The following is a 26,753-nucleotide window of genomic DNA, read 5'->3' as shown; positions in this document are numbered from 1 at the left end:
GGTATTTGAGTTGCCAGCGACGCCCACGAGCACTTCATGGCTCAGGCATCTAGACGTTGGTTAGTTCAGGACCTCAACGGAATGGAAGCGGAGCTGACCATCCCAATCCTTGTCGACGGCTACCTGCGCTCGTGCACGGCTTGCTTCGAGCGCTGCGAAGTCAATGTCAGCAATCGCCCACTCCTGATCGTCGGAGGTCGCTGCGAGCACGCCGTCACTGGGGAAGCCATGGTCCATCGGTGAGAGGATCATTGCTTCACCGGTGTTGATATCAAGCGCTTCACTCCAGTCGGCGACGCCGGCGGTGACCGCCTTTGCCACAAACATCCGATTCTCAAGCGCTCGCGCTCGGCACCCAACATCGACACGGGTGGCACCGGCGTCGGTGTCGGTGCAACTTGGCACCAACAGCAAGCGCACCCCTGCCTCCTGCTGGAGGCGAACAGGAAGCGGAAATTCGCTGTCATAGCAAACCGCAATCCCGACACGCTTTCCGTCCTGCTCAAACGCCGCGATGCGATCGCCAGGCTCGATGACAACTGCCTGCTTCTCGAAGCCAGTAAGCTGAAGCTTGTCCTGCCATCCGCTGCGACCATCAGCTGTGAACCACCAGGCACGGTTGCGATACATCCCATGGGATGTTGCGGTGAGGAACGTTCCTGCCTGGATGGTCATTCCCAGTTCGACAGCCAAGGTGCTATAGAGCTCACACCATGCGCTCTGATAGATCTGGAGCGACTCCAGGGTGGACCTCAGGCTAAGCTGAAGAGCTTCTGGAAGAGTCGAACCCAGTTCCAGCGACAGGTATTCCGGAAGTACTGCAAGCTCAACTCCTTGTTCCCTTGCGTCATTCAGAATTCGGCGCTGGCGCGCAGCGAACTCGGCAAAGGTCTTCGGACGACCGATCACGTACTTAGCTGCTGCAATCTTCATGTAACGTCCTCCAAGGAACGGAGCCAAAGTGAAAGTGTCTGCTCGGTTTCGTGCGTGGCCCCATGCTGCCGCCAGGGAAGAGCGACCTTCATCGCGCTCTGTTGTGCATACCCACGGCGAGTCCAGAAGCCTTCATTGCTTCGATATCCAGGTGGCCTAAGCGGATCAGTCTCCGACCGAACCACCGACGCGAAAGAAGACCACTTGAAGCCCTTTCGTCGGGCTTGCTCCTCTCTTCGATCAAAGAAGACGTGGCCCAAGCCAGCTCCTCTGTACTCCGGCCTCAGTACGGACTCCCCGCAGTAGAAGACTTCTTCTGGCCGGGGACCGTGCTCCTGGAAGGGACGAATGAAAGCGGCATCGGCGCTCAACAAAGGAAGGCCAGTCGATGCACCTACAACGTCCCTTCCATCCCTGGCCAGGACAACGATGCCCCCGTCAGACGTCGCATAGTTGCGGAGGTAGTGACGCTCATAGTCCATGTCTCCTTCGTACAGGTAGGGATAGCTACTGAATATCTCGATCCGCAGCTGAGCGACGCGATCGAGCCAGTCCTCGATTTCGGTGCCGACCAGTACCTCTACTCGCACGTTGGTAGCCATTTCAGGGCGCCTTGTGGACCTGGGAAATCCAGTCCTCCAGGTTGTAGTAGTTGGTAACGCGCGCAATCTTTCCATCACGGATGTCAAAGAACGCGCCACCGGGAAGAACATAGATCTGCCCTGCCGCTGCAGGGAGACCTTCGTCCGTGTGGTGGTAGAGTCCGTGCACCACGTACTCCGCGCCGGCACGCGCACCATCGCTGCTGTACATCACCACGATGTCGTGAAGCTGCTCGCTGTAGCAGGAATCCATGCGGCTCAGGAACGCGCGGAATGCGTCGATCCCTACTTCGCGATTCCCCTGATTTAGATCGTGCACAACGTCATCAGTGAGCATCGAGAGCATCGCGTCGCGATCACCGCGGTTGAATGCCTGGTAGTACTCTTCGATGTAGTTGAACTTGCTCATCAGGTTCTCCGGTCAGGTGAGGGTGTGGAGGAATTCTGGAGACCTGAAGAATTGTTGTATATGGAATTGATAGGATTTCATAATTCCCTAAAATGGAATAATATGAGCCCAACGACCACGGGGGCCTTGAGATGAACAGCGAGCTGGATCTTCTAAAGACGTTTAGGGCCGCGGCTGAGGCGCCGAGCTTTCGTGAGGCCGCTGTTCGACTGGGAAGCTCTCCTCAGGCCATCACCCGAGCGATACAGGCCCTTGAAAGTCATTACGGGGAGCTGTTGTTCCACCGAAGCACACGCCAGGTTCGCATCACGGCCTTTGGGGAGGATCTCTTACATCAGCTGCGGCCGGCGCTTGAGGGCTTAGACAAGCTGTGGCGCCCGCGAACCAAGGCGACGGCCTCACAGATTGTGGGCACAGTCCGAATTAGTGCCCCTCACAGCATGGGCTCCAGGGCAGTTCTTGCCGCCTTGGATACAGTGACCCAAAGTCACCCGGGAATTGTCTTGGACGTTCGCTTAAGCGATCGGGTTGCAGACGCTGTCGATGAAGGGATCGATGTCGGAATCCGCGTCGGCTTCATGCGTGATAGCAGATTCATTGCGAAGAAGGCAGGAGAGATGCGACTGCACATCGTTGGCTCCCCCGCACTTGTAGAGAGAATCGGAGCACCAGCGGAGACTAGCGAGCTCTCGCGGTTTCCACTGGTTGCGTCGGTGGACATCAATACAGGCAGGCCCTGGCCCTGGTACCTGGCTGGAGGCGTACAGGTGGCGCCGACAGCACCGGCCTTCATTGCAGACAATGCCGACATGGAGATGGCAGGGGTCATTGCGGGCTTGGGGTTTGCCCAACTTGCTGATTACATGGCTGCCCCACTCATTCAGTCAGGTGTTCTGCAGCGTGTGATGGAAGAATTCGATCCTGCCCCGTGGGGCTTGTACGTCTATCGGCCACAACGCGGCCCAGTCTCACCTCGCGTCAGAGTAGTTTTCGATGCACTCCATTCCGCCGTCGGAGCACTACCGAGCCTTATGCAGATGACGCCCTCCCCCACCTCGGCCCTAACGCCATCCAAAGCAGGGAAGCGCTAACGCCGAGTCGCTTGGCCGCTCTCTGATACGGGATCTGGCCACCATGAGCGCCAGGGACGCTCATGGTGGCCAAAAGAGCGTCGGGTCAACCCGCGCGGGCGAGTTCCTCAGCCAAGAAGGGGGCGGTACGGCTTCTCTTCACGCGAGCGACCTGTTTTGGAGTTCCTGCCGCCACGATCTGCCCGCCCGCGTCACCGGCACCTGGACCCACGTCGATTACCCAATCCGCCTGAGCAACGGCACGCATGTCGTGCTCGATCATGACCACCGTATTGCCGGAATCAACGAGCCGCTGGAGCTGCACAAGCAGCCTATCCGCGTCCGAGGCATGGAGGCCCGTAGTAGGTTCATCCAGGACATACAGTGTCCGCCCGCGCTGGCTCCGTTGAAGCTCTGTGGCCAGCTTGATTCGCTGCGCTTCACCACCCGATAGCTCGGTAGCCGGCTGGCCCAGTCGAAGGTATCCAAGGCCGATCTCCTTCAGCAACTGAAGTGGGCGAGCGATCGCGTCCTCATCGCCAAAGAATTCACGTGCATCCTCCACAGTCATCCGCAGAACGTCTGCAATGTTCTTACCGTTCCAAAGCACCTTCAGCGTAGCCTCGTTGTATCGCGCACCGTGGCACGTTGGGCACGGTGCATAGACGCTAGGCATAAACAGCAGCTCGACGCTCACGAATCCCTCCCCTTCGCACGTCTCACAACGTCCCTTGGCCACGTTGAAGGAGAATCGACCTGCGTCGTAACGTCGACGCCGCGCATCTGGTGTTGCGGCAAAAAGCTTTCGAACATGATCGAAAAGGCCGGTGTAAGTCGCGAGATTCGATCGCGGCGTCCGTCCGATTGGCTTCTGATCAACCTGGACGAGACGCTGAATAGCATCGACATCTCCGCCGAGGTGTCCCCCTGTCGTCTCGATGACGGTTGGCCCGTCTGCTGCCCCCGTTTCCACCGCGTCGTCCTCAGGCTCGTGCCCAAGTTGAAGCATCATCAGCTCCGGCAACGCCTGGGCGACGAGGCTGGACTTGCCCGATCCCGAAATCCCGGTCACCGCGGTGAGGATGCCCAAAGGTATCTTTGCATCAATGCGCTTCAGGTTGTGACGCTGGATGCCCTGAAGTTCCAGCCAACCACTCGCTTGACGCTCTTGGCCACTAGGGGGCGGGACCTTGTCAAAGAGGTACAACGCGGTACGTGACTCGTCGATGTCACGAAGACCATCCGGCTCTCCACTGTAGAGCACTTTGCCGCCCCGCTCTCCCGCCTCAGGCCCAACATCCACCAACCACTGGGCACGGCGCATCAGCTCCAGATCGTGCTCCACAACAAATACGGAATTACCACCGTCGCGGAGGCGGTCCAAGGCGTCATAGAGAGCCTGGCTGTCGGAGGGATGAAGGCCTGCCGACGGCTCGTCCAACACGTACACCACGCCAAAGAGCAGCGAGCTCAACTGCGTGGCGAGTCTCAATCGCTGCAACTCGCCAGCGGACAATGTCGGCGTAGCGCGATCCAAAGTTAGATAACCAAGCCCAAGGCCACGCAACTGACTGATTCGGCTCATCACTCCACTAGCGAGGCGCTGCGCGGCCAGGCGCTTCTCCTCCGACAGCGCTGAGGTGCGGCGGACGTCAGGAGACACCGCGTGGACCGCCCGCCCACTGGCCGCCCTATCGGCGCGATCACGACGGGTGGCCTCCTTGTTCGCCTTCCCCCCGCCAGCATGAGCACTGAAGTCTCCTCGAGAAATGGGCTCGAGCAGGGACGCCAGTTGGTCAAGAGGCATCTGCATGAATTGACCAATGTCCACACCCGCAAATGTCACTGACAGCGACTCTGCCTTAAGGCGCTTGCCATGGCAGGTGGGACAAAGCTTTCCCTCCATGTATCGCGATACGCGGCGCCTCATCAGGGCACTTTGCGTGTTAGCAAACGTGTGCAGGACATACCTACGGGCGCCAGTGAAGGTTCCCATGTAGCTTGGCTCAGTCTTACGCTTCAGGGCCGCACGCGTCTCCGCTGGCGTGAACCCAGCATAGACCGGCACAGTGGGCGACTCCTCGGTAAACAGAATCCAATCGCGGTCCTTCTTGGGAAGGTCCTTCCAAGGTCTATCAATGTCGTAGCCCAGCGTCACCAGAATGTCGCGAAGGTTCTGCCCGTGCCATGCAGGTGGCCACGAAGCAATGGCACGCTCACGGATGCTCAGCTTTGGATCCGGCACCATGAGGGCCTCTGTCACCTCGTACACATGGCCAAGGCCATGGCAGGTCGCGCATGCGCCCTGGGGAGTATTGGGTGAGAAGTCCTCGGCATAGAGCATAGGCTGATCAGCCGGATATGCTCCCGCGCGGGAATACATCATACGAATGAGGCTGGATAGCGTGGTGACGCTACCCACCGAAGATCGCGCATTGCTGGCACCACGCTGCTGCTGCAGTGCTACCGCTGGCGGGAGTCCATCGATGGAGTCAACATCAGGGACGCCTGCTTGATCGATTAGGCGTCGAGCATAGGGAGCAACGGACTCAAAGTACCTCCTTTGAGCTTCCGCATAGATTGTCCCGAATGCAAGAGATGACTTCCCGGAACCGGATACACCGGAAAAGACGACCAGTGCGTTGCGAGGAATTGAGACATCAACGTCTCTAAGGTTGTTCTCACGCGCACCGCGCACCTCTACAAGGCCGCTTGCTGCGACACTGCAGGAAGCTTCACCGAATGTGGCGTTTGGCATGTGCATGTCTCTGTAGGTTGTAGACGTTAAGTTCAGCTGGATCACTGGCCCGAAGAGGGATCGGCTTCGGTTTGCGATGCCTCTTCATCCAAGGCTCGCTGCCATGCCTGTCTCTCAGCCAAGGCGCGCTCAGCTCCCCGATCAGTGGGCCGATACCAGTTCGGCCTCTCCACACCCTCCGGCAGGTACGTCTGTCCAGCTGCGTAGCCGTCTGGCTCATGATGCGCGTAGCGATATGCTTGTCGATACCCCATCTGCCTCATAAGCTTCGCTGGAGCATTCCGAAGATGCATGGGAACTGGTAATGATCCGTGCTCCTTGACGAAGGCCCTTGCTAGATCCCAAGCCGCATAGGACGCATTCGACTTGGGGGAGAGCGCCAGATAGGTCGCAGCCTGGGCCAAGACAATTTCACCTTCAGGAGAGCCAAGTCGCTCATACGCCTGCGCAGCGTGGATGGCCAAGTGCAGAGCGCCCGGATCAGCATTTCCGATATCTTCGCTTGCCATAACAATCATTCGACGTGTGACCTGGCTCACGTCCCCGCCCCCATCCAGAATGCGCGCTAGCCAGTAGAGGGAGGCGTCGGGATCAGAGCCACGCAGTGATTTGTGAAACGCGGAGAGCTGCCAATAGAACTCGTCCCCACCCTTATCGAATCGACGCAGTGACGGGCTGGTGGAGCGCTTGGCAAACTCAAGATCCACCTCTTCCACCCGCTTCTCAGAGGCCGCAGTTGAGACCTGCTCGAGAAGATTCAGGAATCTGCGGCCATCACCATCAGCGAAGCCCTTCAGCAGCTGCAATGCGGGATCGGAGAGGTCAACGCCTCGCAAGTGAGGTCTGGCGCGTTCGTAGAGCTTCTCAAGATCTGCGTCAGACAGAGGCTCAAGTGTGTACACCTGCGCGCGCGAAAGCAGCGCCGAGTTAACGGCCAGTCCTGGATGCTCTGTGGTGCCGCCCACCAGCGTGAGTAGCCCTGATTCAACGTGAGGTAGCAGCGCATCCTGCTGGGCCTTGTTGAACCGGTGAATTTCGTCGACGAAAAGTACCGTGGAGCGACCGCGTACGTCGAGTTCGGCCCGCGCATCATCAATGGCCTGCCTGATGTCCTTTACCCCGGCGAGTACGGCGGAGATCGCAATGAAGTGACTGTCAGTCACCATCGCTGCGAGGCGCCCCAGGGTGGTCTTACCGACGCCCGGGGGCCCCCACATGATGAAGGAGTGCAGACTTCTTGCTTCAAAGGCAAGACGCAAAGGCTTCCCCGGCCCCAGCAGGTGCTGCTGCCCAACAAACTCGTCGAGAGACTTCGGTCGTAGCAGTTCGGCCAGGGGTGCCCTTGGTTTCGCTGTGAATAGATCTGCCAAGGTGTTCTCCTTCGGGAAGTCAGTTGCGAGTATGCATTCGGAGCTTCTTGGCCCCTATTTCAGCTTCCCATCCAATGAGCCGCTTGTGGCATTGCTTGCTTTATCACGGAGGATGATGCGAGCTCCTCTGTATCCAACGCTATGATTCCATACCCAGCTCATTGCGACGCTCAGGCGATTTCGCACTCCGATAAGGAAGTAGATGTGAGCGAGCTTCCAGATCCACCATGCGATTCCTCCGCTCAGCTTTAGCTTCCCCATATCGATTACTGCAAGGCTGCGTCCAATCGTGGCGAGGTTGCCCTGGTGCCGGTACTTGAATGCAGCGGTCCTCCGCGCCCCTGTTATCAGCCCTTCAATCTGGCCCGCGACGTACTTGCCTTGTTGCTTGGCCGCCGGCGCGATTCCAGGAACGGTCTTTCCGTCCGCAGTGGCTGATGAAGCAGTGTCCCCAATCACGAAGATGTTGGGGGAACCAGGCACCGTTAGATCAGGGCCGACGATTGCGCGCCCCGCCCGATCTGATTCGGTGTCGAGCCAACGTGCGGCTGGAGACGCCTGAACTCCGGCTGCCCAGACGATTGTGGATGCCGCCAGCTTCTTGCCATTGAGCATCACCCCATCAGAGGCGCACTCTGTGACAGGTGCCCCCAACAAAACGGATACCCCAAGCTTCTCGAGGGCGCGCCTCGTGTACTCGGAGAGCTTTTCAGGAAAGACAGGAAGCAGCCGCGGACCCGCTTCAATGAGAAATACCCGGGTTTTGCTGGGATCAACTGACCGAAAGTCATCCTGCAGCGTGCCTCGCGCCAGCTCCGCGATGGTTCCGGCAAGCTCGACACCTGTAGGCCCGCCACCAATGATCACAAAGGTTTGAAGGGCTTCTCGAACCTCGGGATCATTGCAGAGCTCCGCTTGCTCGAACGCGCTCAGGATCCTGCCTCGAATGGTTGTTGCGTCCTCCAGGCTCTTCAGGCCTGGAGCGTACTTCGACCATTCGTCATGCCCAAAGTAGGCATGTGTCGCTCCCGTAGCGAGCACAAGGGTGTCGTAAGGGTATCGAGTGCCGTCCTGAAGGATCACTTGGCGGGCAGCTTTATCCACACCCTCGACCTCCGCCATGAGGGTCCTCACCTCCGGGCGGTCACGGAACAGATAGCGGATCGGCCATGCAATCTCCGACGGTGACAGTGACGCACCAGCTACCTGGTAGAGCAGCGGCTGGAACAAGTGATAGTTCCGCCGGTCAATGATTGTTACATCGACATCCACTCCTTCAAGGTGCGTGGCGGCCTCCAGTCCGCCGAAGCCCGCCCCAACGATCACAACTTGATGACGATTTCTGGAGGTCTTGATCACGGCAGCACTCCCTAATTAGGTGCTCAGTGCCGATGCGTGGTGCTTGAGGTGATCGGCAATGAAGCTGGAGATGAAGTAGTAGCTATGGTCGTAACCATCGCGAAGGTTCAGCGAAAGCGGATGATTCGCCTTGGCGCATGCATCTCGAAGCAGTTCAGGGCGAAGCTGATTCTGCAAGAAGTCATCACTGAGCCCTTGATCCACCAGTAGGGGCAGGCGCTCCTTTGCATCTGCAATCAGCTCCACGGCGTCATACTGCCGCCACTGCTCCTGATCTCCCCCCAGGTAGGCCGAAAACGCCTTCTGGCCCCAAGGAACCTGGGTGGGCGCCACTATCGGAGAGAAGGCGGATACGCTGCGATAGCGACCTGGGTTTCGCAAAGCGATGACCAAGGCACCGTGGCCGCCCATTGAGTGGCCGCTAATTGAGCGAGCCTGGCTAACAGGGAAGTTCTTCTCAACGAGAGCAGGCAGCTCACTTACAACGTAGTCATACATGCGGTAGTGGTCAGACCACGGTGCCTCGGTGGCATTGACGTAGAACCCCGCGCCTTGGCCGAGATCGTAAGCTGGATCATCCGCGACGGACTCTCCGCGCGGACTTGTATCCGGAGCAACGATGGCAATGCCATGCTCAGCAGCGAGCTGCTGCACTGCAGACTTGGTGATGAAGTTCTGCTCTGTGCACGTCAGGCCAGAGAGCCAGTAGAGAACAGGTACCGGGCCGCTGGACGCCTGTGGAGGGAGATAGACTCCAAACTTCATGGTGCAACCAAGGCTGGATGATTCATGCTGGTAGACGTCCTGCCATCCACCGAAGCTTGCGTGACGCTCAATGCGTTCCATTGTTCTTTCCTCTGAATTGAATTTGATAGGCCATCTATCGCGAATCGAATGTGGCCTTAAGCGAGGCTTTAGGCCTTGTCCTCGACTGCCGAGTCACCGTGTGCATGCCTAATCCTTCGGACAATCCACCAAATCAGCAGCAATACAGCGGGAACCAAGATCGCAGTGACGGTTGCTGCGATGTCATGCGTCCCAGGCAAACCCTTGAGCAGGTATGCGAGAAGACTCACGACGTAGTACGAGATGGCGGCCACCGACAAACCTTCCACCGTCTGCTGCAGGCGCAGCTGAACCTTCGCCCGTTCATTCATGGACGCCAGTAGGTCGCGGTTCTGCCGCTCGAGCTCAACATCAATCCACGACCGAAGGAGCGAGATTGAGCGCGTCAACTTGTCTGAGAGCTTCCCCTGTCGCTCCTTCACTGACTGGCAAGTTCGCATGGCCGGTGCAATCCTTCGATACAAGAAGTCCGCCCAGGTGCTATAGCCGGCAACTTGATCCTCCGCCAACGCATCCAGTCGCTCTTCAACAATTTCGTAGTAAGCCCGACTTGCACCAAACCTATAGAGATTTGCCGCGGCGTCCGCCTCCAACTCTGCAGCCAAGCTGGTCAAATCCGAGAGGAGTACGTCACTGTCACGACGTCCACCGGAGGCCCTGCGCATCTCTTCAGTAATTGCAGCCAGACGCGCCTCCATGCGACGAAGATTCGACGTCATGGAGCGAGTCAGCGGTAGCGCTAGCAGGGCAAGCGTTCGGTATGTCTCGACCTCGAGCAGTCGTTGTGCCAGCGCCCCTGCCCGCGCCGGAGTCAGGCCGCGATCAAGGATGAGCATGTGGGTTAGCCCTTCCTCGTCTTGCCGGAAGTCGGTCACAATGGCCGCGGCACCGTTCTCAACCAGCGAATAGCAGCGGCTGACGGGATCAAAGCAATCTATTTCCTTCTCCGCCTCCGCGGTCCAAGGCAAAAGCCTGACGCTAACAGCCGAGATCACGGGTCCTGGCGGCTTGAACCCCTGTCTAAACGGGTTGTCCCCACAAGGCTCACCTGTTTCTGAGCTCAGTGGTGCGCTCCAGAGGTAGGAAGAGAACTCAGTGTGCTTCTCGCAGTGCAGATCGCCCTCATTCCACGTAAGCGCGTGATGAGGTGTGGTGTGATCCTCGACTGCAGCCCCCATACGACCTGAAAGATCGTCGATCGCGGCACGATCTCGACTCATGTCCCCTTCTGTCATGAAGGAGAGCTGGAGAAGGCTTCGCGGAGACTGGGTGAGCAGGTGCGGTCGCGCATGGACTTCCTCAACGGCGGCGCGGCGGTCCGCGTGCGCCGGCATCCCATATACGTAGCCTTCTGCTGGCGTGCCTGCAGCTTGGCTCAGGCCGGATGGGTCATTCATACATAGCCTCAAGAATGGATGATCTTCTAAACACCGCTCACGGGAGGTCTATCACTTGCTTGTGCGATAGCTCAGCGAAAGGTCGCGTGGTGGAACCGGCTCTGGTGTAGGGCGGTAGTGGGAACCACAACAAGCTGGGAGGACGGCACCGCATAGATCGCAGGCCCTTGCTCTCCCACCTTCCAAGCCAGGCGCGGACCACATGGGAGTCGCAACGAGGCTGGAAGCTCACTTCAAAGGGCCTGCCATGACTCAGTCAGATGCGGAAAGCAACGATGCCGACAGAGATTGCCCGCTCCAAGAAATACAGACAGGCGCAACTCGACTGACATCATCCAGCATGCCTTGGAGCCTCCTGGAAAGGCCTCAACGTCCTAGTCGTGACGCCCTAACCCACGAAGGGGTTAGGAATGGCGGGTTCTACTTGGAAATGAAGTAGTTCGGACACCCATAGATTGCCTCCTCTACTTAGTACTAGCGCCATCAAGCAATGTCGCGAACTGACTAACGGAGATAGGAGCGGACAATAGAGATGGTCTCGTCAATCGACTTCCTTTGAGAGTCGGTGTGGGTGTCGCTATGCGGGAACTCTTCACGCAGATAGCTCTCCAGAACCGTCGCCATCAAACCATTGACCGCCCCGCGCACAGCAGCAAGCTGCTGAAGTACTGCAGCACATTCCGCCCCGCTCTCCAGAGCCTGCTCCAATGCAGCCACCTGTCCGCTGATCCGACGTACGCGGGTAAGGGCCTGCTTTTTCTCCCGAGGGCTGTGAGGCATTGCGCACCTGTCCGTATCACATGAGGGGACGATACTATACTCCCCGATAGTATGCAAGCTAGCAATCTGGGAGGGTCTTTAGCTCCGTCAACTGAGTCTGCGCCTGATTTCGAGCAGCCGCCAGAGGCCAGTGAAAGGCCCCTCTCGCCCCACCCGCACACCAGAAAAGGCGGGCTCCTGCAGGAGCCACGCCCCACCACTCGGGAGAGTGGTTACATGTAGATGAATTGGCGGTATAGCTTGTCTAGCTCCAGCCGGACGAACTCGATCTCCTCCTCGTCCCCGGCATCAGAGAGATCCAGAAGCTGTCGCTCCTTTGATGTAATTCGATCACAGAGATCTTCTAGGCTGGCGCAGAACTCCGCTGAATGGGCTTGCGACCGGTCAGGGCGAGCCTCTGTTGATCCCAACATTCCGCGAGACGTTGACGGGGTGATGCCGAACTCCTCATTGAACGCGATCTGATGCTGTCGCCTGTCATCAGTCTCAGAAATGGCCTGCCGCATCGCACTGGTGATCGTATCGGCATACATGATCGCCTTACCGCGCGAGTTTCTTGCAGCTCGTCCAATCATCTGAATGAGGGCCTGGCTCGACCGAAGGAAGCCCGCCTGGTCCGCATCAACGATAGCGACCAGAGAGGCCTCGGGAATATCGAGCCCCTCTCTCAGCAGGCTGATACCCACTAGCACATCGAACTCGCCGGCCCTCAGCCCATTGATGATCTCAACTCGATCCTCTGCCTTGATATCCGAGTGCATGTACTTCGCACGCACCCCTTGATCCTCGAGGAACTCGCACAGCTCCTCAGCAGACACCTTTGTCAGCGTGGTCACCAAGACCCTGTCGCCCTCTCGTACACAACGGGCGATCTCTGACAGAAGATCGCACCTGTAGCCCTCCCTAGGCCTCACCTCTACCAGCGGATCGAGCAAGCCAGTGGGCCTGATGAGCTGGTCAATCAATCTTCCCTTGGATCTCCCAATCTCATAGGCGCCAGGCGTAGCCGAAACGAAGATCGTCTGGGGCTTGATGGCTTCAAACTCAGAGAAGCTAAGCGGTCTGTTGTTCATTGCCGAAGGTAGACGGAACCCGTACTCGATTAGAGTCTCCTTCCTGCTCTGATCGCTCCTGAACATTGCCGCGATCTGAGGAACCATGACGTGCGACTCGTCAACAAATAGCAGGCCATCCTTCGGGAGGTAGTCCATGAGCGTCGTCGGCCTAGCTCCTGACGGCTTTGAGTTCAGGTAACTGGAGTAGTTCTCCATGCCAGAGCAATATCCCAGCTCCCTCATCATCTCCACGTCGTTCGTGATCTTCTCGTAAAGCCTATTTGCCTCAACGATTCGACCAGATGCGTTGAGCTCCGCCACCCTGGCCTCCAAATCCTTGAGGATGGCCTTCGTAGCCTCATTGATTTCTGTTTTGGGGCTTGCGAAGAGTGTCTTTGGAGAAACGAGGTAGCGCGCCTCATCGCCAAGCTTCTTCCCTGTAACCGCATCAATCCAGATGAGCGACTGCACTCTCCCCTCGTCCGTGAGCTCTACTCTAATTGCCTTGTACTCAGAGTCGGCGGGAAAAATATCGACCACATCGCCAGACACACGGAACGTGCCACGCTTCAGGGTCCGCTCAGTCCTGTCGTACTGAAGCGATGCAAGCCGACGCAGGAAGTCCCTCTGATCCAGCTCGATTCCAAGCGCAAGCTCAACCTGCAGATCCCGGTAGCTCTGTGGGTCTCCCAGTCCATAGATTGAGGACACCGAAGCGACAACAATCACGTCTCTACGCTCAATCAGAGACTTCGTAGTCGATAGTCGAAGCCTCTCAAGGTGATCATTGATGGCTGAGTCTTTCTGGATGTAACGATCGCTACCTGGGATATAGACCTCTGGCTGGAAGAAGTCGTAGTAGGAAACGAAATACTCCACGGCGTTCTCGGGGAACAGCGCCTTCATCTCCCCGTAGAGCTGAGCAGTCAACGTCTTGTTTGGCGCAAGAATGAGCGTGGGTCGCTTCAGCCGATGGATCACATTGGCCATCGTGAAGGTCTTCCCTGACCCTGTAATTCCCTTCAAGGTCTGATGTGTTGCTCCCTCCTCGATGCCAGCAATCAGCCTGGCAATCGCCTCGGGCTGATCCCCCGCCGGCGTATGATCCGAATGCATCACGAACATATCTGTTGACATCACTCTTGCTCCTGCTAGCTCAATTTTTGATCGTTATGGAAGTTAAAGCCGTCTAGAATATTCCGCCGCATACGTGCGGACAGAATCGGATGAGCGACACGAATGCTACCTTTGGGCAAGTTCTTTCCAGGTGAGCCTCGTAATCCATGGCTGACTGACGCTAGGGCATGAGCTTGCCTGCTGGAAAATGCCGGAGCGGCCTCACAAGTGCACCGACCTTCCTCCGCTCACACCTCACTCCTCCCTACGTGGCTGCTGCACTGGCTGCTGTACCGACTCCTGATCGACCACAGTCAGGGCCAGCGTAGACATTAGCTCTGTCTCGATCGTCCTCTGCATTGAGTAGATCGGGAGCGCGTTCGGCGCGGAACTGAATGGCTCCTCCAGCTGACGGCCCAGCGCATCGAGACCAAAAAACGTGTACGCCACAATGAGCACCGGTAGAAAGGTCCACCACCCCAATGTTCCTGCCAGCGCAAAAGGAAGCGTTGTGCAGAATACGATCGCAGTCCGGTGAAGCAGCAGCGAATACGAGAATGGAATCGGAGTATTGAGTATCCTCTCGCACCCACCTTGGATACGAGCCAAGTTGGCAAGCTGCTTATCCAGCACCGAGTACTGAATCGAGTCGATCCTTCCCTCATGAGCCAGATGGGCAAGCTTCAAGCCAATGCCCTGGAGCACAGCGTCCGTCGGATTCGGGCCTTGTGATGCCTTGCCAATATCCCACCAAGGTGCGATCGCATGGGCTTCGTCGGCTCGGCGCAGTCGAGAATAGAGGCCCGCACTGAAGCCACACAGGCCTCGCAGGATCTGTGCTCGGCTGTTTGGATCCAGCAGGGACGTCTGCCTGGCTATCGAGCGACACGCTATGACCAGGTCACCCCAAAGGTGCCTCGCCTCCCACCATCTGGAGTAGCAAGCGTTGTTTCGAAAGCTCATGAATACGGAAAGTGCGATACCAATGAGCGTGAACGGAACGCCACTGAAGCGAGCAAAGATTCCTGGATGCTCCGTTGATGCGAGCACCGCTCCTGCGGTCACAATGCTAATCAGTAGTAGATGCAATGCGATCCTGGGCAGGATGGTACCCCTGACGGCAAACGCAACGTCCCACAACGTCGGCTGCCTTCGCATTCTCGTTTCAACATCTGGGAGACGGTGTGTCATGCCAACCTCTGATTCATTGATCGACTGCTGGCGTCGATACGCCCAGGCAACAAATTCCTTCCACTTGAGTTCGAAATGCGAATGACATCACGCCGTTCGCATGACACTGCTACAGCAGGTCTAATGCAGTTCATCGTCGGCAGCCTCGGGCATCCATAGTTCAATGACCGTCCCTGTCAGGCCGGTTCTCTCCACAGACAGGCTGCCACCGTAGCGGTTGGCAAGCATCTGACTGATGGAAAGACCCAGCCCGGTACCTTGACGATGTTTGGTCGTAAAGAATGGCTCAAAAATTCGGACCAGAATATCCTGAGGAATGCCGCTTCCAGTATCTGAGACTCGCAAAGCGACGCCAGGGTGACCATGAACGTCGTCAACGTCCAACGTCGCCAATCCCAGCGTTCCGCCCTTCTGCATCACATAGATTGCATTGATCATGAGGTTCACAAGAATTTGCTGCAGCTCGCCCCGATTGCCCGTTACGAGCCGTGTGGACAGGAAGTTCTCCTCTATCTTCACGGGATGGCGCTTGATGAGGTGTTGAATCAGGGGCAGCGTCTCCAACATCAGCGTGGCAGGCTCTAGCAGCTCACTATGACCGGAGTACTCACTGGGCTTGGAGAACTGCAGCAACTTGGAAACAATGGTGCTGATACGCCCAATCTGATCCTCAATGAGGTCAATCTCTTCTCCAAACCGCTGACCCTCGGGCTCCCTGATCGAGTCACGCAGAAGCTCGAGGTTCCCCTGCATGACGGCAAGCGGATTGTTGATCTCGTGCGCTATTCCTGCTGCGATCTCGCCAATTGTTGCCAGCTTCTCAGTGACAATCAGGTGCTGGGTCGTCTCTTCCAACCGTCTATTGGCTAGTGCGAGACCAGCAGTTCGCTCCTCTACCCTGGAATTGAGCTCCTCGTTCCAGGCGACCAGCTGTCGTTCCTTCTCTTCCAGCTGACAGAGCAGCTGGTCCAAGTGCGAAGCGACACGTCCGATTTCATCATTGGATGCCCCTGCTCCGGAGCGAGCACTGCGGTCACCCGCCTTGACCCGTCCAATTGCCTGATCCATCCGCTCAAGTGGCTTGAACACGCCGCGAGCGATGTACAGAAAAAGGGGTACGGTGATGACTGCAACAAGCAGGCAACCGAACACGATCGCTCCGATGGAATTTCGACGGGCGGTGGTGAATGGCTCCTCCAGAAAGCCCACGAAGAGCATACCAATGGGTACGCCCCGGCCATTGAGAATGGGCATATAGCCGGCAATGTACCAATCATTGACTACGTAGGCTCTTGCCTGCCAGGTCTTTCCCTGGCCCAGCACGGCCTCGGCCACTTCAGAAGACACCCGTGTCCCCGACGCTGGGTTCCCTCCCGCCAACAACGCGTTGGTGCTGATGCGGGTATCACCAAGGAAGATGGAGGCTATCCCTGTTGCGCCAGTACGCAGGGCCTTATCTCGGTAGACAAGATCAGTGATCTGCTTGATGAATTCGGTGTTGTGGTTCAGCAGGGTACCCGCAATCAAGACGCCGACCTGATTGTTTGGCAGTGCAACCGGCGTTGCAGCTTGAATCATTAGGCCCCGCTTCTCACTCTGGGCCGAATCGACAGGATTCCTTGCGTTATGCGGACGAATGACCTCGGCCCGTGCAGCGAGCTTTGGGGAGATCTCCATCAGATCGTCCCGGCTTACCACCCCCACCTCCACGCTGGACGCCCCCTTCAGGGCCTTTTCGATGACTGACCAGTCCAAGTCAAGCTCAGCTGGCGAGGCCGGCTCGCTACTAGCCAACAAGCGACCGTTTGAATCCAACAGTGCGATGAAGTCTAGTGAACCACCTTGGGCTTTCGACGCTAGTAGGCTGCCAAGCTCTGCATTCTTGTTGACCCCCTGGCTAATGACGCCATGGAAGCTCTGCGAATCAGCAATCGCAGCCAGCGTCGCGCGGTCGTTGACGAGCAGCTGGTTCATGTACTGTCCCGCAACTTTCAGGTCCCCGCCAACCTTCGAGGCGAGCAGTCGGTCGAAGCGCAAATCCCATTGGTAGATGAGTCCGCCGACGATAGCCGGCAGGATCACAAACATTGGAAGGATCGCGATTAGAAGCAGGCGGAAGCGAACTGATCGCGCTCGGTTCATTGCAGATTCCTAGGCTGATACATTCCAACTGGAGCACTTACGATCAATCGTCTTTCGCGATATGCCCAAGATCGTGGCCGCTCTTTCGCGATCTCCGCCAGTCTCTCGAAGCACTGCAAGGATGTGCCTGCGCTCGACCTCCGAGAGCAGCCGGCTTCGTGGGTCAGAGAGTGACTCCAACCGCTCAAGCTGAGTCGGAAAGTGTCCGAGTATCAGGCTACGCTCAACGTAGTTGTGAAGCTCGCGGACGTTCCCGGGCCACGAGTAGCTCTGAAGATATGCCCGGGTCCTTTCGTCGATCGGAATCGGTTGAAGGCCAAGCTGCAGCCCCAGCTCACGCATGAAGCCCGCCGCCAGCTCCAACACATCAGCGCCGCGGTCATGAAGGCGAGGAAGCGACACCTCGAGAACGTTGATGCGATAGTAGAGATCCGACCGGAATGTTCCATTCTTCACTTCCGCAACCAAATTCTTGTTGGTTGAGAAGATGAATCTGACATCGATCGGAATCTCCCGATCTGCGCCAACTGGTCGTATCCGTCTATCTTCAAGCATCCTTAGCAGCTTTCCTTGGAGAGCCAAGGGAAGATCAGCGACTTCGTCAAACAGCAATGTTCCGCCTTCTGCATAGGCGACCAGTCCTTGGCGAGGCGAGTTCGCTCCACTGAACGTTCCTTTGAGACTCCCGAACAGTTCAACGTCAATCAACTCGCTGGGAACAGCTGCACAATTTATTGGAATGAAAGGATGAGATGCCCGTGCGGACAACGCGTGCAGCGATCTTGCGGCAACCTCCTTTCCAGAGCCGGATTCTCCAGTGAACAGCACGCTACTGGGCAGTGGTGCGACCTTCGCGATCAGATCCTTGGTGGCCTGAATCGCACGCGAGCTACCTGTGAGCCTGTCTCGAAGCGCAGCTGGTGCACCGGAGCCATGTAGCTCGTGACGGAGAATGGCATTCTCCCGCCGTAGGCGACCGCGTTCCAGGCAGCGCGATATAGCGGCCAGCAACTGATTGGTTCTGAAAGGCTTGAGAAGAAAATCAGCCGCTCCCGCGCGGATAGCGCCGATAGCGGAATCCAAGTCTGCGTACGCAGTAATCAGAATGAAGTCGGCCAAGACCCCTCCCCTGCGCTGGTCCTCCAGCCACGCGATGCCACTCTTCCCTGGCAACACGTTGTCCACAATCACGATGTCAAAGTGGCGCTCCGTCAGATGCTGCTCCGCTTCAATGGTGTCAGCTGCAGCTTCCACAGCTTTGCATCGCGGTCGCAAGGCACGAACCAAGAAGCTACGCATGCCAGGTTCGTCGTCAACGATCAGTATCGATGAGCGCGCAAGGTCCGGCCATGCAAGATCGCCGTTTGCGCGCTCTTCGGAAGATTGGTTGGCGCTCTTTGGCGTCATGTTTCCCTCAGTACAATTGAAGCGTGGCTAGTTCCGTCGATTCGTGGTCGAGTTCATTTCGATCTTTCGACCGCTAGATGACGGGTGACATATCGAACAAAACACCCCCTCTCACGACGTAGGACGTTGTGCACCAAAGGCCAGTCTGAGACGTTCAATGCTGTCGACCTCAGTCATATGCCAATCCGGAATTCTTGCCCTATGAGCCTCGTATCGACCTCTTGGTGGCCAAACGGACCGGGGGCTCCTCGCCATATTGCCCAGAGCGCCAATGGCCTCCGTGCCCCTCCAAGCCCCTTGGCGGTCGGCCGCCACGGGAGGCTGGAGAAGTCTCGCTCCCTTCGAGCGGATCATTACGCCAATTCGGCCATATGGGAAGCGCTGGGTGCGCGTTGTCCCCGCCTCGGCCGGAGCCACGCAGCGCGGCCAAGCGCGGGCGAGTCGATTCGCCTTGCAAGAAGGTTCAGGCCCTACCGCTCGCCTACCGGCATAGAGATGCCTATGCACCAGGGTCGTCTCCCATTTGCGCGGCTCGCGGGCAGATGTATCGTGGCTTTGGGCTCTCTGAGTCTCCGACCGACTGATAGTTGCTCTTCCCCTCAAGACCCGGGCTTGTTGGGGAGCTGACTAAGGATGGTAGAAGGCGGGGCTGACGGGTCGGCCTCTGACGCGAGCCGGGAGGAGAGGTCAGTCGCCCATTTTCGATGCAGGCGATCTGGCCCCCAAATATCTCAATGTCGTTGGGATCATGGCTGATCAGCAGCAGTGGAATACCGGCCCCGTCCAGCACGGCCTCCAGCTCCTGCCGCAGGTGCTGGCGAAGATCATGGTCCAGCGCGGAGAACGGTTCATCCAGCAGCAGCGCCTGCGGCTGCGTCACCAGGGCGCGTGCCAAGGCGGTACGCTGGCGTTGGCCACCGGAGACCTGCGAGGGCAGCAGATCGCCCACCGTGTCGATGCGGAATGCGTGCAACCACTGCTCCACCGCATCGAAGCGCTGGCCGATCCGCGGATTCAACCACCCCTTCTCCAGACCGAACGCCACGTTCTGGCGCACGCTCAGATGCGGGAACAACGCGTAATCCTGGAACACGTAGCCCAGCCGGCGGCGTTGCGGCGGCAGATCCACGCCGGTGGCCGCATCAAACAGGGTCTGCCCCTGCAGCCGTACATGACCCTGGCCCGGCCGTAGCAGCCCAGCCACCGCCTTCAAAGTCAGGCTCTTGCCGGCGCCTGAAGGCCCGAACAGCACCACCTGCCGCTGCGTGCACTGCAGCGATACGTCCAACACAAAATCCTGGCCGGCCCCCTGCAGGCCGCGCTGCACCTGCAGGTCAAGCCACATCGCGCAGCTCCCGGCGACGCCCGCCCACCAGCCGCGCGGCCAGCAACAGGATCACGATACAGACCACCGAAGTCAGGATCACCAGCGCATTTGCCTTGCCATCCTGGCCGGCCTGCACCGCCTCGTAGATGGCGATCGACAACGTCTGCGTGCGGCCCGGAATGCTGCCCGCCACCATCAGTGTCGCGCCGAACTCGCCCATCGCGCGTGCAAACGCCAGCAACAGGCCAGCGAGTATGCCGCGCCAGGCCAGTGGCAGCGTGATGCGGAAAAACACCGCCGCTTCGGACACACCCAGCGTGCGTGCGGCCTGTTCCAGCTGACCGTCCACTTCCTCGAACGCCGCGCGTGCCGGCTTGAACACCAGCGGCAGCGAGGCCACCGCCGCAGCAATCACTGCAGCCTGCCAGGTGAATACCAGGTTGATGCCGAACCACGACTGCAACCACGCGCCGATCGGGCCGTTGCGACCGATCAGCACCAGCAGGTAATAACCCAGCACGGTCGGTGGCAGCACCATCGGAAGGGTGAGCAGTGAATCCAGCAGCTCACGGCCGGGAAATCGCCGACGCGCCAGCAGCGCGCCCAGTGCCACGCCCAGCACCAGATTGATCGCAGTGGCCCAGCCGGCCACCTTCAGCGACAACCACAGTGCGCTCCAGTCGAGATCCATGCCTCAGGGCTTGCCGAACCCGTGCTTGGCCAGGATCGCCTGGCCCTGTGCCGAACGCACGAAGGCGGTGAAGCGCTTTGCTTCAGCCGGTTGCGCGCTGGCCTTGGTCACCGCCAACGGATAGGCAATGCGCCCCGCCACCGGCACCGCGAAGGCACAGCGCACCCGGTCGGGCATCGCCTGTGCGTCGGTGGCATAGACGAAGCCGGCATCCACTTCACCGCGCGCCACGTAATCCAGCGACTGGCGTACGTTCTGCGTGGTGATGGTCTTGCCCTGCACTGACGGCCACAGGCCTGCCGCTTCCAGCGCGCCCTTGGCATAGCGTCCGACCGGCACGCTGTCCGGGTTGCCCAGCGCGATGCGCTGCACGCCGGCACCGGCCAGATCCTTCAGGGTACGCGGCGAGGCCTTGGCCTGCGGCGGCACCACCACCCACAGCGCATTCACCGCGAACACCTCGCGGGTACCGGCCGCCAGCAGGTCCTGCTGCTGGGCCTGGTCCATCGTGGTTTCGTCGGCCGACGCGAACACATCCACCGGTGCGCCGCGGCTGATCTGCTGCAGCAGTACGCCAGACGCGGCGAAGTTGAAGTCGACCTTGGTCCCCGGGTGCGCCTTCTCATAGGCGGCGCCCAGCTCGCGGAAGCTCTCGGTCAGGCTCGATGCCGCCGACACCGTCAGCTCGGCCGCCCAGGCCGGCACCGTGGCCAGCAGTCCCAGCAACAACAGTCCAGCTCGTTTCATCATTGGTTTCCCCGTTTGGTTGGGTTTAGATCGGTTTCACCGCCTATCCTTGGCATCGCAGGCGCTACATAGGTGGCCCGCCCAGAGCTAGGCAGAGGGTGCACGACGGTGCGGACCTCGTTGGCGCAGGCTGTCTCGTACATCCACATCGAATTGAAGCTGCAGCGAGATGTCATCACCCAGCGCGATGCCAAAACCAAGACCATCACGACAGGGCAAACGTGATGCCAAGGACTGAACCGCTTCGCGAGGAAGCATCAACCGGCAGTACTCGCTCCCCTCCAGAAGCACCGCCTGTTGCCCTGCATGCAGTGATAGCACCATGCCCCAGCCGCGATCGCCGCCGAACCGCGTCAGGTTCTCCACCGATTCGCCGGCCAGCAACTGCGCTAGCTCCTCTTCATCAACGCGCAGACGAACTGCCTGCCGCTGTAGCTGGACTTTCATGATGCAATGAACTCGAGCTCGGTTGAGGTGTTGCAGTTGAGTAGCTGGTCGTATTCGCTATCCGCCAGTGGCAGCTCGATTGCGCCCAAGCGTTCTCGCAGGGCGCGTAGCGAGCGGTGCGCCGCCGGATTCTCGATCAATTCCCGCAACACATGCCGGCAATGGTCATCAATCTGCAACCGCATCGGCAGGGGTTCTTCCGCAAACAGCACACAGGCAGCCGAAGGCGCATCACGTAACCGTTGTAGTAACGCCGGGGTCACATTGGGCGTATCCACCGGAAGCACCAGAGCGGCAGCGTCCGGCATGCACATGGCCACACTGTAGAGCCCGCCCAACGGGCCGCAGCGTGCCACGCGATCAGGAATGCCACCGAAGGCCGGGTAGTTGCCACTCACCCATACCCTTTCCGCACCTGCCTGTCGCAGCAGGCCACGCATGTGCTCTAGCAGGGTTCGCCCGTGCCACGGTAGCAGCGCCTTGTCACGGCCCATCCTGCTGGAAAGACCACCGGCCAGCACGATGCCGTCAGTGGGAATGTTCGTGATCGTGTGCACATTCATGGGCATTGTCATGAGCTTGCGTGGGTTCGTTATCCGCATGGCAGAGACTGCAGCCTTCGGTCCACTCGCTGTCGCCGTCCTCGTAATGCTCCTGCTTCCAGATCGGGCACTGGTGCTTCACCGCCTCGATCAACTGCCGGCAGGCCCGGAACGCCTCGTCTCGATGCGGGCTGCCGGCAGCCACCACCACCGCCACATCGCCAATGCCCAACCGGCCCTTGGCGTGGGCCACATACAGCTTCAGCTTCGGACCGAACGTCGCCTCGACCTCGGCGGCCAGGCGCTTGAACTCGTTCAACACCAACGGCTCGAACAGGTCGTAGGTGATCCCGGTCACCGGCCGGCCGATGTTGACGTCGCGCACCTTGCCGATGAACACGTCGATGCCACCGAAGCCCGGATCAGATACCGCCGCGATGCCTTCGGCCGGATCGATCGCCGCCTGCGCGCGGTCCACCACCTTCGCGATGATCTTCCCGCTCATCGCTCAGCCCCCGCTCACGGGCGGCAGGATCGCCACCCGGCCATCGTCGGGCAGCGCCTCGTGGTCACGCAGCACGCGTTGCTGGTCGGCGAACGCCGAATAATCCAGCAGGCCGGCACGGAAATCCGGCCAGCGCAGCGGCAGCAGTTCGCGCAACGCCTGGCGCAGGTCGGCCACGGTGCCACCGGCCACATCGACGGCGATTTCGCGGCTGGCATCCAGATCGGAAAACGCACCGAACAATTGCAGATTCACCTGTTTCATCATGACTCCTGGCTCACCAGCTGCAGCGGTTCGTGGTGACCCCAGCCCTGCACGCGCACGTAGGTGCCGGCGCTGGCCAGGTCACCCTCGGCCTCCAGCACCACCCAGGCGTTGGCCTGCAGCATGGACATCAAACGGAACGACTCCTGCCCGGACAGCACACGCGCACTCAGGCGCCCCTGCCCGTCCATTTCCACCCGCGCACGCGCGTGGAAGCGCAGGCCCGGCGGCTTTCGCACGTCGGCCTGCAGCGGCAGCTGCAACATGACTTCCGGCGCCAGCCCCAACAGGCGGCGTAGCACCGGCTCGACGAAGAAGCGCTGGCCCACGGCAGCGGAGACCGGGTTGCCCGGCAGGCCGAAGTACAGTGCGCCATTGGGCAGCACCGCGAACAGCAGCGGCTTGCCCGGGCGGATCGCCACCTTGTGGAATACGATGCGTGCACCACGCTCGCGCAGCGCATCCGGAACGAAGTCGTAGCGACCGGCCGAGACCGCGCCGGTACTGATCAACACCTGCGCGCCGGCGGCCAACGCCTCATCCAGCACGGCATTGAACGCGGCCACCTCATCACCCACCGTGCCCTGCCAGACCACCTCGGCACCGGCCGCCTGCAGGCGGCCCACCAGGTAGGGGCGATTGCTGTCACGGATCTGGCCCGATTCCAGCGCCTGCGCCGCCTCGGTCACCAGTTCCTTGCCGGTGGCGATCACCGCCGCCCTCGGCCGCGCCACCACCGCCACCTCACCCACGCCCAGGGCGTGCAGCAGGGTGCGCGCATTGATATCCAGCACCTGCCCGGCCTGCAGCACACGCTCGCCTTCGCTCACGTCCTGGCCGCGCAGGCGCACGTTCTGGCCCGGCTTCACCGTCGCGGTCAGCGCGATGCGGGTCGGCCGGCCCGCGTCGCTGGCAAGGACCTGCACATTCTCGACTGGCACCACCGTATCCAGCCCGGATGGCATGCGTGCGCCGGTCATGATTTCCCACGCACCCTCGCCGCCTTCTGCGCTGGCATCACCGGCGGCCTGCCAGCCCTGCACCGCGAATTCGGTACCCGGCTCGAACACCCGGCCCTCGGCGCGCAGCGCGAAGCCGTCCATCGCCGAGTTGTCGAACGGCGGCAGCGACTGCCCACTGTGGATGTCGGCAGCCAGCGTCCGGCCCGCGGCCTCATGCAGGCGCAGGGTCTCGGCCGGCAGCGCCGTGGCCGCGTCCAGCAGGTGTTGCAGGGCGTCGCTGTAGGCAATCATGCCGCGCCCCCATGGGCATGGCCGCCGCCATCGACCATCGCCAGTGCGTGGCCGAGCACCGGCGCCAGGATGTCCAGGCACTGTGCCGCCGCCTTCGGGCTGCCCGGCAGCGCGAACACCAGCATGCCGCCCAGTTGCACCACCTCGGCGCGGCTCAGCCAGGCCATCGGCGTGTGCTGTGCACTCAGTGCCCGCACCATCTGCGCCAGGCCATGTACCGGCCGCGCGTTCAAGGAACGCAACGCCTCCGGGGTCAAATCACGCGGGCCCAGCCCGGTACCGCCGGTACACAGGCACAGGCGCACGCCCTCGGCGGCCAAGGCCTGCAGGCGGCCCGCCAATGGCTCGATGCCATCGGGCAACACCTCAGCGGCCACCACCTCGCCGCCCAGCTTTTTCAGGCCGGTCACCAGGGTCGGGCCAGAGATATCCTCATAGGTGCCGTCGCTGGCGCGATCGCTCAGCGTGATCACCGCGCAGGCCGCGCCCTCCAGGCCCTTCGGCGCACGCGGCTTGAAACGCGTGCGCTCGGCATCGTCCATGCCGTCGGGGTGCAGCCAGACACCGCGCTTGCCGCCTTCCTTGAACAGCAGGCGGATGCCTTCGATGCGCAGCGCCGGCTCCACCGGCTTGCTCAGGTCGTACAGGGTCAGCAGCGCCGCGTTGACGCCGGCCAGTGCCTCCATCTCCACGCCGGTGCGCGCCTCGCTGGCGCACTCGCACCACACTCGGATCGCCTGCCGTTCCGGTACCGGCGCGCAGAACACCTGCACCAGTTCCAGCGGCAGCGGGTGGCACAGTGGCATCAGCGTCGAGGCCATCTTGGCGCCCTGCAGGCCGGCAATCTCGGCCATCACCAGCGCATCGCCCTTGGGCAGGCGGCGCTCGACGATCAGCGGATAGGCCACCGGACCGGCGAGCGAACGGCCTCCGGTCACGCCTGTGTTCTTCGCATTCCGGATCATGGTTGGGATAGGCACCCTCATGCTACTGCTCGCCTGGCTTTCTGCTTTCACCCTGGCCCGCCGTAAGCTGTTCGATTCCGGGGCCCTGCTGCGCGCTTGGAACTGGATGCTTCCAAGTGGGTTCGTTGCTTTGGTGGCCGGCTGGTTTGTCACCGAGATGGGGCGCCAGCCTTGGATTGTCTATGGCGTTTTGCGAACGGCTGATGCCGTGGGACCGCAAACGGCCTGGATGACAGCGATCTCACTCGCGGTCTATGTCGCTGGATATGCGTTCGTATTTGGTTGGGGCATCTGGTATCTGGTCAAGATCCTCCGACATGGCCCACATGCCCAAGACGGAAGTCCGTCGCTAGAGGGTGGTGATCGCACACCTGCACGGCCTATCTCGGCCGCTGATCAATCTCTCTGAGGAACGCTGACATGGACTCGATGACCTGGTTGCCCATCGCCTGGTTCGCCGTCATCAGCTTCGGCGTCCTGATGTACGTCGTCCTCGACGGCTTCGTACTCGGTATTGGCATTCTCGCGCCCTTTGCCGAGGATGAAGAGCAGCTCGATGTGATGATGAACACCGCTGCCCCAATATGGGATGGCAACGAAACCTGGCTGGTGCTCGGCGGAGCCGGATTGCTAGCAGCGTTTCCAACAGCCTATGCAGCGCTTCTTTCGGCCCTGTACCTTCCAGTACTTCTGCTGCTTGTATCATTGGTTTTCCGGGGGGTCGCCTTTGAGTTCAGGTTCAAAGCCCATCGCTCCAAGAGGCTTTGGAGCGTGGCTTTCGGCCTTGGCTCGCTTCTGGCCGCGTTCTCTCAAGGAGTGATTCTTGGCACGGTGGTGCAAGGCGTGCCAATGACTGGTGACACCTACGCTGGCGGACCATTCCTATGGTTCAGCCCCTTTGCCATGCTTACCGGAGCAGCCTTGGTTGCCGGCTACGCCTTGCTTGGAGGCACCTGGCTAATCTTGAAGACCGAGGGGCGAACCCAGGCACTTGCCAGGCGCCTGACCCGCCCCCTGGTGGTCGCCGTGATCGTGGCCATGGGGCTCGTGAGCAGCTGGCTGCCGTTCCTTGATCTGCGACTAATGACTCGCTGGTTCAGTGACGGGAATTTCTGGTGGCTGTCCCCCGTCCCCCTTCTTACGCTCGCCGTGGCAGTGGCGCTGTGGCGCGCGGAGAAACGCCCCACTCATGATCTTGCCCCTTTCCTACTGAGCCTGTCGTTGTTTGTCCTGGGCTACCTAGGTCTCGTACTCGGCATGTGGCCGTACCTGCTCCCGCCCGGATTGACGATCTGGGATGCAGCAGCGCCAGTGTCGTCGCTTGGCTTCAGCCTGGTCGGCTTGGCGGTCATGCTTCCGGTCATCCTGGGCTACACCGCCTGGTCATACCGCGTTTTCCGCGGCAAGGTGAGTGCGAGCACGAGCTATCATTGAGCGTGATATACCACCCATTCGCCTGATTAGCCAATACGCCCGGCCTCCCAGAATCGTGTATCGCCCTAAGACACACAGGATGTGATGAATGAGGCCTTCAGCCGACCCTGAATCGTATGCCTTCGGATCGAACTGACTTGAAG

24 protein-coding genes and 1 pseudogene are annotated in these 26,753 nt (G+C 59.9%); 3 read left to right on the top strand and 22 right to left on the bottom strand.

Annotation, left to right across the window (positions count from 1 at the left end):
• Positions 1-60: 60 nt before the first annotated feature.
• From AC2A1N_RS20410 to AC2A1N_RS20400, 3 genes are read right to left on the bottom strand one after another with little or no spacing between them, the layout of a single operon-like run.
• Positions 61-933, bottom strand: a complete 873-nt coding sequence (locus AC2A1N_RS20410; RefSeq protein ID WP_005413337.1) for a carbon-nitrogen hydrolase family protein — start codon at positions 931-933, stop codon at positions 61-63.
• On the bottom strand, positions 930-1,535 hold the full coding sequence (locus AC2A1N_RS20405) for a GNAT family N-acetyltransferase (protein ID WP_017354477.1): 606 nt from the start codon (positions 1,533-1,535) through the stop codon (positions 930-932). The genes AC2A1N_RS20410 and AC2A1N_RS20405 overlap by 4 nt, the downstream gene beginning before the upstream one ends.
• Position 1,536: 1 nt before the next feature.
• The gene (locus tag AC2A1N_RS20400) at positions 1,537-1,944 is read right to left on the bottom strand and encodes a ketosteroid isomerase-related protein (RefSeq protein WP_005413338.1); all 408 of its coding nucleotides are present in this window, start codon (positions 1,942-1,944) and stop codon (positions 1,537-1,539) included.
• Positions 1,945-2,075: 131 nt separating this feature from the next.
• Here AC2A1N_RS20400 and AC2A1N_RS20395 point away from each other — a divergent pair, with 131 nt between their 5' ends.
• A complete protein-coding gene (locus AC2A1N_RS20395) occupies positions 2,076-3,035 on the top strand; it encodes a LysR family transcriptional regulator (RefSeq protein ID WP_032966742.1) in 960 nt (319 codons plus the stop codon).
• Between the two features lie 85 nt (positions 3,036-3,120).
• On the opposite strand, the gene AC2A1N_RS20390 is transcribed toward AC2A1N_RS20395, so the two are convergent.
• From AC2A1N_RS20390 to moaCB, 19 genes are all read right to left on the bottom strand, one after another.
• Positions 3,121-5,772 (bottom strand): excinuclease ABC subunit UvrA, encoded by a 2,652-nt coding sequence (locus AC2A1N_RS20390; RefSeq protein ID WP_032967168.1) that lies wholly within the window; start codon positions 5,770-5,772, stop codon positions 3,121-3,123.
• A gap of 41 nt (positions 5,773-5,813) precedes the next feature.
• Entirely contained in the window at positions 5,814-7,142 is a 1,329-nt protein-coding gene (locus tag AC2A1N_RS20385; protein ID WP_005413341.1) for a replication-associated recombination protein A, read from the bottom strand.
• A 54-nt stretch (positions 7,143-7,196) separates the two neighbouring features.
• A complete protein-coding gene (locus tag AC2A1N_RS20380) occupies positions 7,197-8,501 on the bottom strand; it encodes an NAD(P)/FAD-dependent oxidoreductase (protein WP_032966743.1) in 1,305 nt (434 codons plus the stop codon).
• Between the two features lie 15 nt (positions 8,502-8,516).
• On the bottom strand, positions 8,517-9,347 hold the full coding sequence (gene fghA / locus AC2A1N_RS20375; RefSeq protein WP_005413342.1) for an S-formylglutathione hydrolase: 831 nt from the start codon (positions 9,345-9,347) through the stop codon (positions 8,517-8,519).
• 68 nt (positions 9,348-9,415) lie between these two features.
• Positions 9,416-10,744, bottom strand: coding sequence for a DUF3422 family protein (locus AC2A1N_RS20370; RefSeq protein ID WP_005413343.1), 1,329 nt, complete (start codon positions 10,742-10,744; stop codon positions 9,416-9,418).
• Positions 10,745-11,248: 504 nt separating this feature from the next.
• Positions 11,249-11,524, bottom strand: a complete 276-nt coding sequence (gene frmR / locus AC2A1N_RS20365; protein ID WP_017354484.1) for a formaldehyde-responsive transcriptional repressor FrmR — start codon at positions 11,522-11,524, stop codon at positions 11,249-11,251.
• Positions 11,525-11,736: 212 nt separating this feature from the next.
• The gene (gene uvrB / locus AC2A1N_RS20360) at positions 11,737-13,716 is read right to left on the bottom strand and encodes an excinuclease ABC subunit UvrB (protein WP_484373320.1); all 1,980 of its coding nucleotides are present in this window, start codon (positions 13,714-13,716) and stop codon (positions 11,737-11,739) included.
• Between the two features lie 234 nt (positions 13,717-13,950).
• Complete coding sequence (locus AC2A1N_RS20355; protein ID WP_032966744.1) at positions 13,951-14,853, bottom strand: bestrophin family protein; 903 nt, start codon at positions 14,851-14,853, stop codon at positions 13,951-13,953.
• Between the two features lie 153 nt (positions 14,854-15,006).
• Positions 15,007-16,974 carry a cache domain-containing protein gene (locus tag AC2A1N_RS20350; protein ID WP_242891708.1) on the bottom strand — a complete coding sequence of 656 codons (1,968 nt, stop codon included), beginning with the start codon at positions 16,972-16,974 and terminating at the stop codon, positions 15,007-15,009.
• 63 nt (positions 16,975-17,037) lie between these two features.
• The gene (locus AC2A1N_RS20345; RefSeq protein ID WP_100468442.1) at positions 17,038-18,435 is read right to left on the bottom strand and encodes a sigma-54-dependent transcriptional regulator; all 1,398 of its coding nucleotides are present in this window, start codon (positions 18,433-18,435) and stop codon (positions 17,038-17,040) included.
• A 499-nt stretch (positions 18,436-18,934) separates the two neighbouring features.
• Positions 18,935-19,780, bottom strand: a complete 846-nt coding sequence (locus AC2A1N_RS20340; RefSeq protein WP_005413346.1) for an ATP-binding cassette domain-containing protein — start codon at positions 19,778-19,780, stop codon at positions 18,935-18,937.
• The gene (gene modB / locus AC2A1N_RS20335; RefSeq protein WP_005413347.1) at positions 19,770-20,453 is read right to left on the bottom strand and encodes a molybdate ABC transporter permease subunit; all 684 of its coding nucleotides are present in this window, start codon (positions 20,451-20,453) and stop codon (positions 19,770-19,772) included. The genes AC2A1N_RS20340 and modB overlap by 11 nt, the downstream gene beginning before the upstream one ends.
• Before the next feature lie 3 nt (positions 20,454-20,456).
• Complete coding sequence (modA, locus tag AC2A1N_RS20330; RefSeq protein WP_032966745.1) at positions 20,457-21,200, bottom strand: molybdate ABC transporter substrate-binding protein; 744 nt, start codon at positions 21,198-21,200, stop codon at positions 20,457-20,459.
• An 87-nt stretch (positions 21,201-21,287) separates the two neighbouring features.
• Positions 21,288-21,647, bottom strand: coding sequence for a hypothetical protein (locus tag AC2A1N_RS20325; protein ID WP_032966746.1), 360 nt, complete (start codon positions 21,645-21,647; stop codon positions 21,288-21,290).
• Positions 21,644-22,210 carry a molybdenum cofactor guanylyltransferase gene (gene mobA, locus AC2A1N_RS20320; protein WP_005413350.1) on the bottom strand — a complete coding sequence of 189 codons (567 nt, stop codon included), beginning with the start codon at positions 22,208-22,210 and terminating at the stop codon, positions 21,644-21,646. The genes AC2A1N_RS20325 and mobA overlap by 4 nt, the downstream gene beginning before the upstream one ends.
• Positions 22,176-22,694 carry a molybdenum cofactor biosynthesis protein MoaE gene (locus tag AC2A1N_RS20315; RefSeq protein ID WP_005413351.1) on the bottom strand — a complete coding sequence of 173 codons (519 nt, stop codon included), beginning with the start codon at positions 22,692-22,694 and terminating at the stop codon, positions 22,176-22,178. The genes mobA and AC2A1N_RS20315 overlap by 35 nt, the downstream gene beginning before the upstream one ends.
• 3 nt (positions 22,695-22,697) lie before the next feature.
• On the bottom strand, positions 22,698-22,958 hold the full coding sequence (locus AC2A1N_RS20310; protein ID WP_005413352.1) for a MoaD/ThiS family protein: 261 nt from the start codon (positions 22,956-22,958) through the stop codon (positions 22,698-22,700).
• On the bottom strand, positions 22,958-24,211 hold the full coding sequence (locus AC2A1N_RS20305; protein ID WP_005413353.1) for a molybdopterin molybdotransferase MoeA: 1,254 nt from the start codon (positions 24,209-24,211) through the stop codon (positions 22,958-22,960). The genes AC2A1N_RS20310 and AC2A1N_RS20305 overlap by 1 nt, the downstream gene beginning before the upstream one ends.
• Complete coding sequence (gene moaCB / locus AC2A1N_RS20300) at positions 24,208-25,149, bottom strand: bifunctional molybdenum cofactor biosynthesis protein MoaC/MoaB (RefSeq protein ID WP_484373315.1); 942 nt, start codon at positions 25,147-25,149, stop codon at positions 24,208-24,210. Before moaCB ends, AC2A1N_RS20305 begins: the two co-directional genes overlap by 4 nt.
• Between moaCB and AC2A1N_RS20295 the strand changes: the two are divergent.
• Together AC2A1N_RS20295 and cydB are read left to right on the top strand one after the other, a co-directional pair.
• A pseudogene (locus AC2A1N_RS20295) lies at positions 25,124-25,585 on the top strand (cytochrome ubiquinol oxidase subunit I); the annotation flags it as partial. The gene moaCB and the pseudogene AC2A1N_RS20295 sit on opposite strands and share 26 nt — an antisense overlap.
• 11 nt (positions 25,586-25,596) lie before the next feature.
• The gene (cydB, locus tag AC2A1N_RS20290; protein ID WP_005413358.1) at positions 25,597-26,610 is read left to right on the top strand and encodes a cytochrome d ubiquinol oxidase subunit II; all 1,014 of its coding nucleotides are present in this window, start codon (positions 25,597-25,599) and stop codon (positions 26,608-26,610) included.
• Positions 26,611-26,753 lie beyond the last annotated feature (143 nt).

This window comes from Stenotrophomonas maltophilia group sp. SKK55, from assembly GCF_057179845.1.
Note: the sequence above shows the minus strand (reverse complement) of the source record. Positions and strands in the feature narration are given on the sequence as shown.

Coding starts and splice junctions, on each gene's coding strand:
- AC2A1N_RS20305 (WP_005413353.1), bottom strand. CDS start 24,211: ATGATTGCCTACAGCGACGCCCTGCAACACCTGCTGGACGCGGCCACG.
- uvrB (WP_484373320.1), bottom strand. CDS start 13,716: ATGTCAACAGATATGTTCGTGATGCATTCGGATCATACGCCGGCGGGG.
- AC2A1N_RS20395 (WP_032966742.1), top strand. CDS start 2,076: ATGAACAGCGAGCTGGATCTTCTAAAGACGTTTAGGGCCGCGGCTGAG.
- modB (WP_005413347.1), bottom strand. CDS start 20,453: ATGGATCTCGACTGGAGCGCACTGTGGTTGTCGCTGAAGGTGGCCGGC.
- AC2A1N_RS20350 (WP_242891708.1), bottom strand. CDS start 16,974: ATGTTTGTGATCCTGCCGGCTATCGTCGGCGGACTCATCTACCAATGG.
- fghA (WP_005413342.1), bottom strand. CDS start 9,347: ATGGAACGCATTGAGCGTCACGCAAGCTTCGGTGGATGGCAGGACGTC.
- mobA (WP_005413350.1), bottom strand. CDS start 22,210: ATGAATGTGCACACGATCACGAACATTCCCACTGACGGCATCGTGCTG.
- AC2A1N_RS20310 (WP_005413352.1), bottom strand. CDS start 22,958: ATGAAACAGGTGAATCTGCAATTGTTCGGTGCGTTTTCCGATCTGGAT.
- AC2A1N_RS20410 (WP_005413337.1), bottom strand. CDS start 933: ATGAAGATTGCAGCAGCTAAGTACGTGATCGGTCGTCCGAAGACCTTT.
- AC2A1N_RS20405 (WP_017354477.1), bottom strand. CDS start 1,535: ATGGCTACCAACGTGCGAGTAGAGGTACTGGTCGGCACCGAAATCGAG.
- AC2A1N_RS20315 (WP_005413351.1), bottom strand. CDS start 22,694: ATGAGCGGGAAGATCATCGCGAAGGTGGTGGACCGCGCGCAGGCGGCG.
- AC2A1N_RS20345 (WP_100468442.1), bottom strand. CDS start 18,435: ATGACGCCAAAGAGCGCCAACCAATCTTCCGAAGAGCGCGCAAACGGC.
- AC2A1N_RS20390 (WP_032967168.1), bottom strand. CDS start 5,772: ATGCCAAACGCCACATTCGGTGAAGCTTCCTGCAGTGTCGCAGCAAGC.
- modA (WP_032966745.1), bottom strand. CDS start 21,200: ATGAAACGAGCTGGACTGTTGTTGCTGGGACTGCTGGCCACGGTGCCG.
- cydB (WP_005413358.1), top strand. CDS start 25,597: ATGGACTCGATGACCTGGTTGCCCATCGCCTGGTTCGCCGTCATCAGC.
- AC2A1N_RS20325 (WP_032966746.1), bottom strand. CDS start 21,647: ATGAAAGTCCAGCTACAGCGGCAGGCAGTTCGTCTGCGCGTTGATGAA.
- AC2A1N_RS20400 (WP_005413338.1), bottom strand. CDS start 1,944: ATGAGCAAGTTCAACTACATCGAAGAGTACTACCAGGCATTCAACCGC.
- AC2A1N_RS20355 (WP_032966744.1), bottom strand. CDS start 14,853: ATGCGAAGGCAGCCGACGTTGTGGGACGTTGCGTTTGCCGTCAGGGGT.
- AC2A1N_RS20370 (WP_005413343.1), bottom strand. CDS start 10,744: ATGAATGACCCATCCGGCCTGAGCCAAGCTGCAGGCACGCCAGCAGAA.
- frmR (WP_017354484.1), bottom strand. CDS start 11,524: ATGCCTCACAGCCCTCGGGAGAAAAAGCAGGCCCTTACCCGCGTACGT.
- AC2A1N_RS20340 (WP_005413346.1), bottom strand. CDS start 19,780: ATGTGGCTTGACCTGCAGGTGCAGCGCGGCCTGCAGGGGGCCGGCCAG.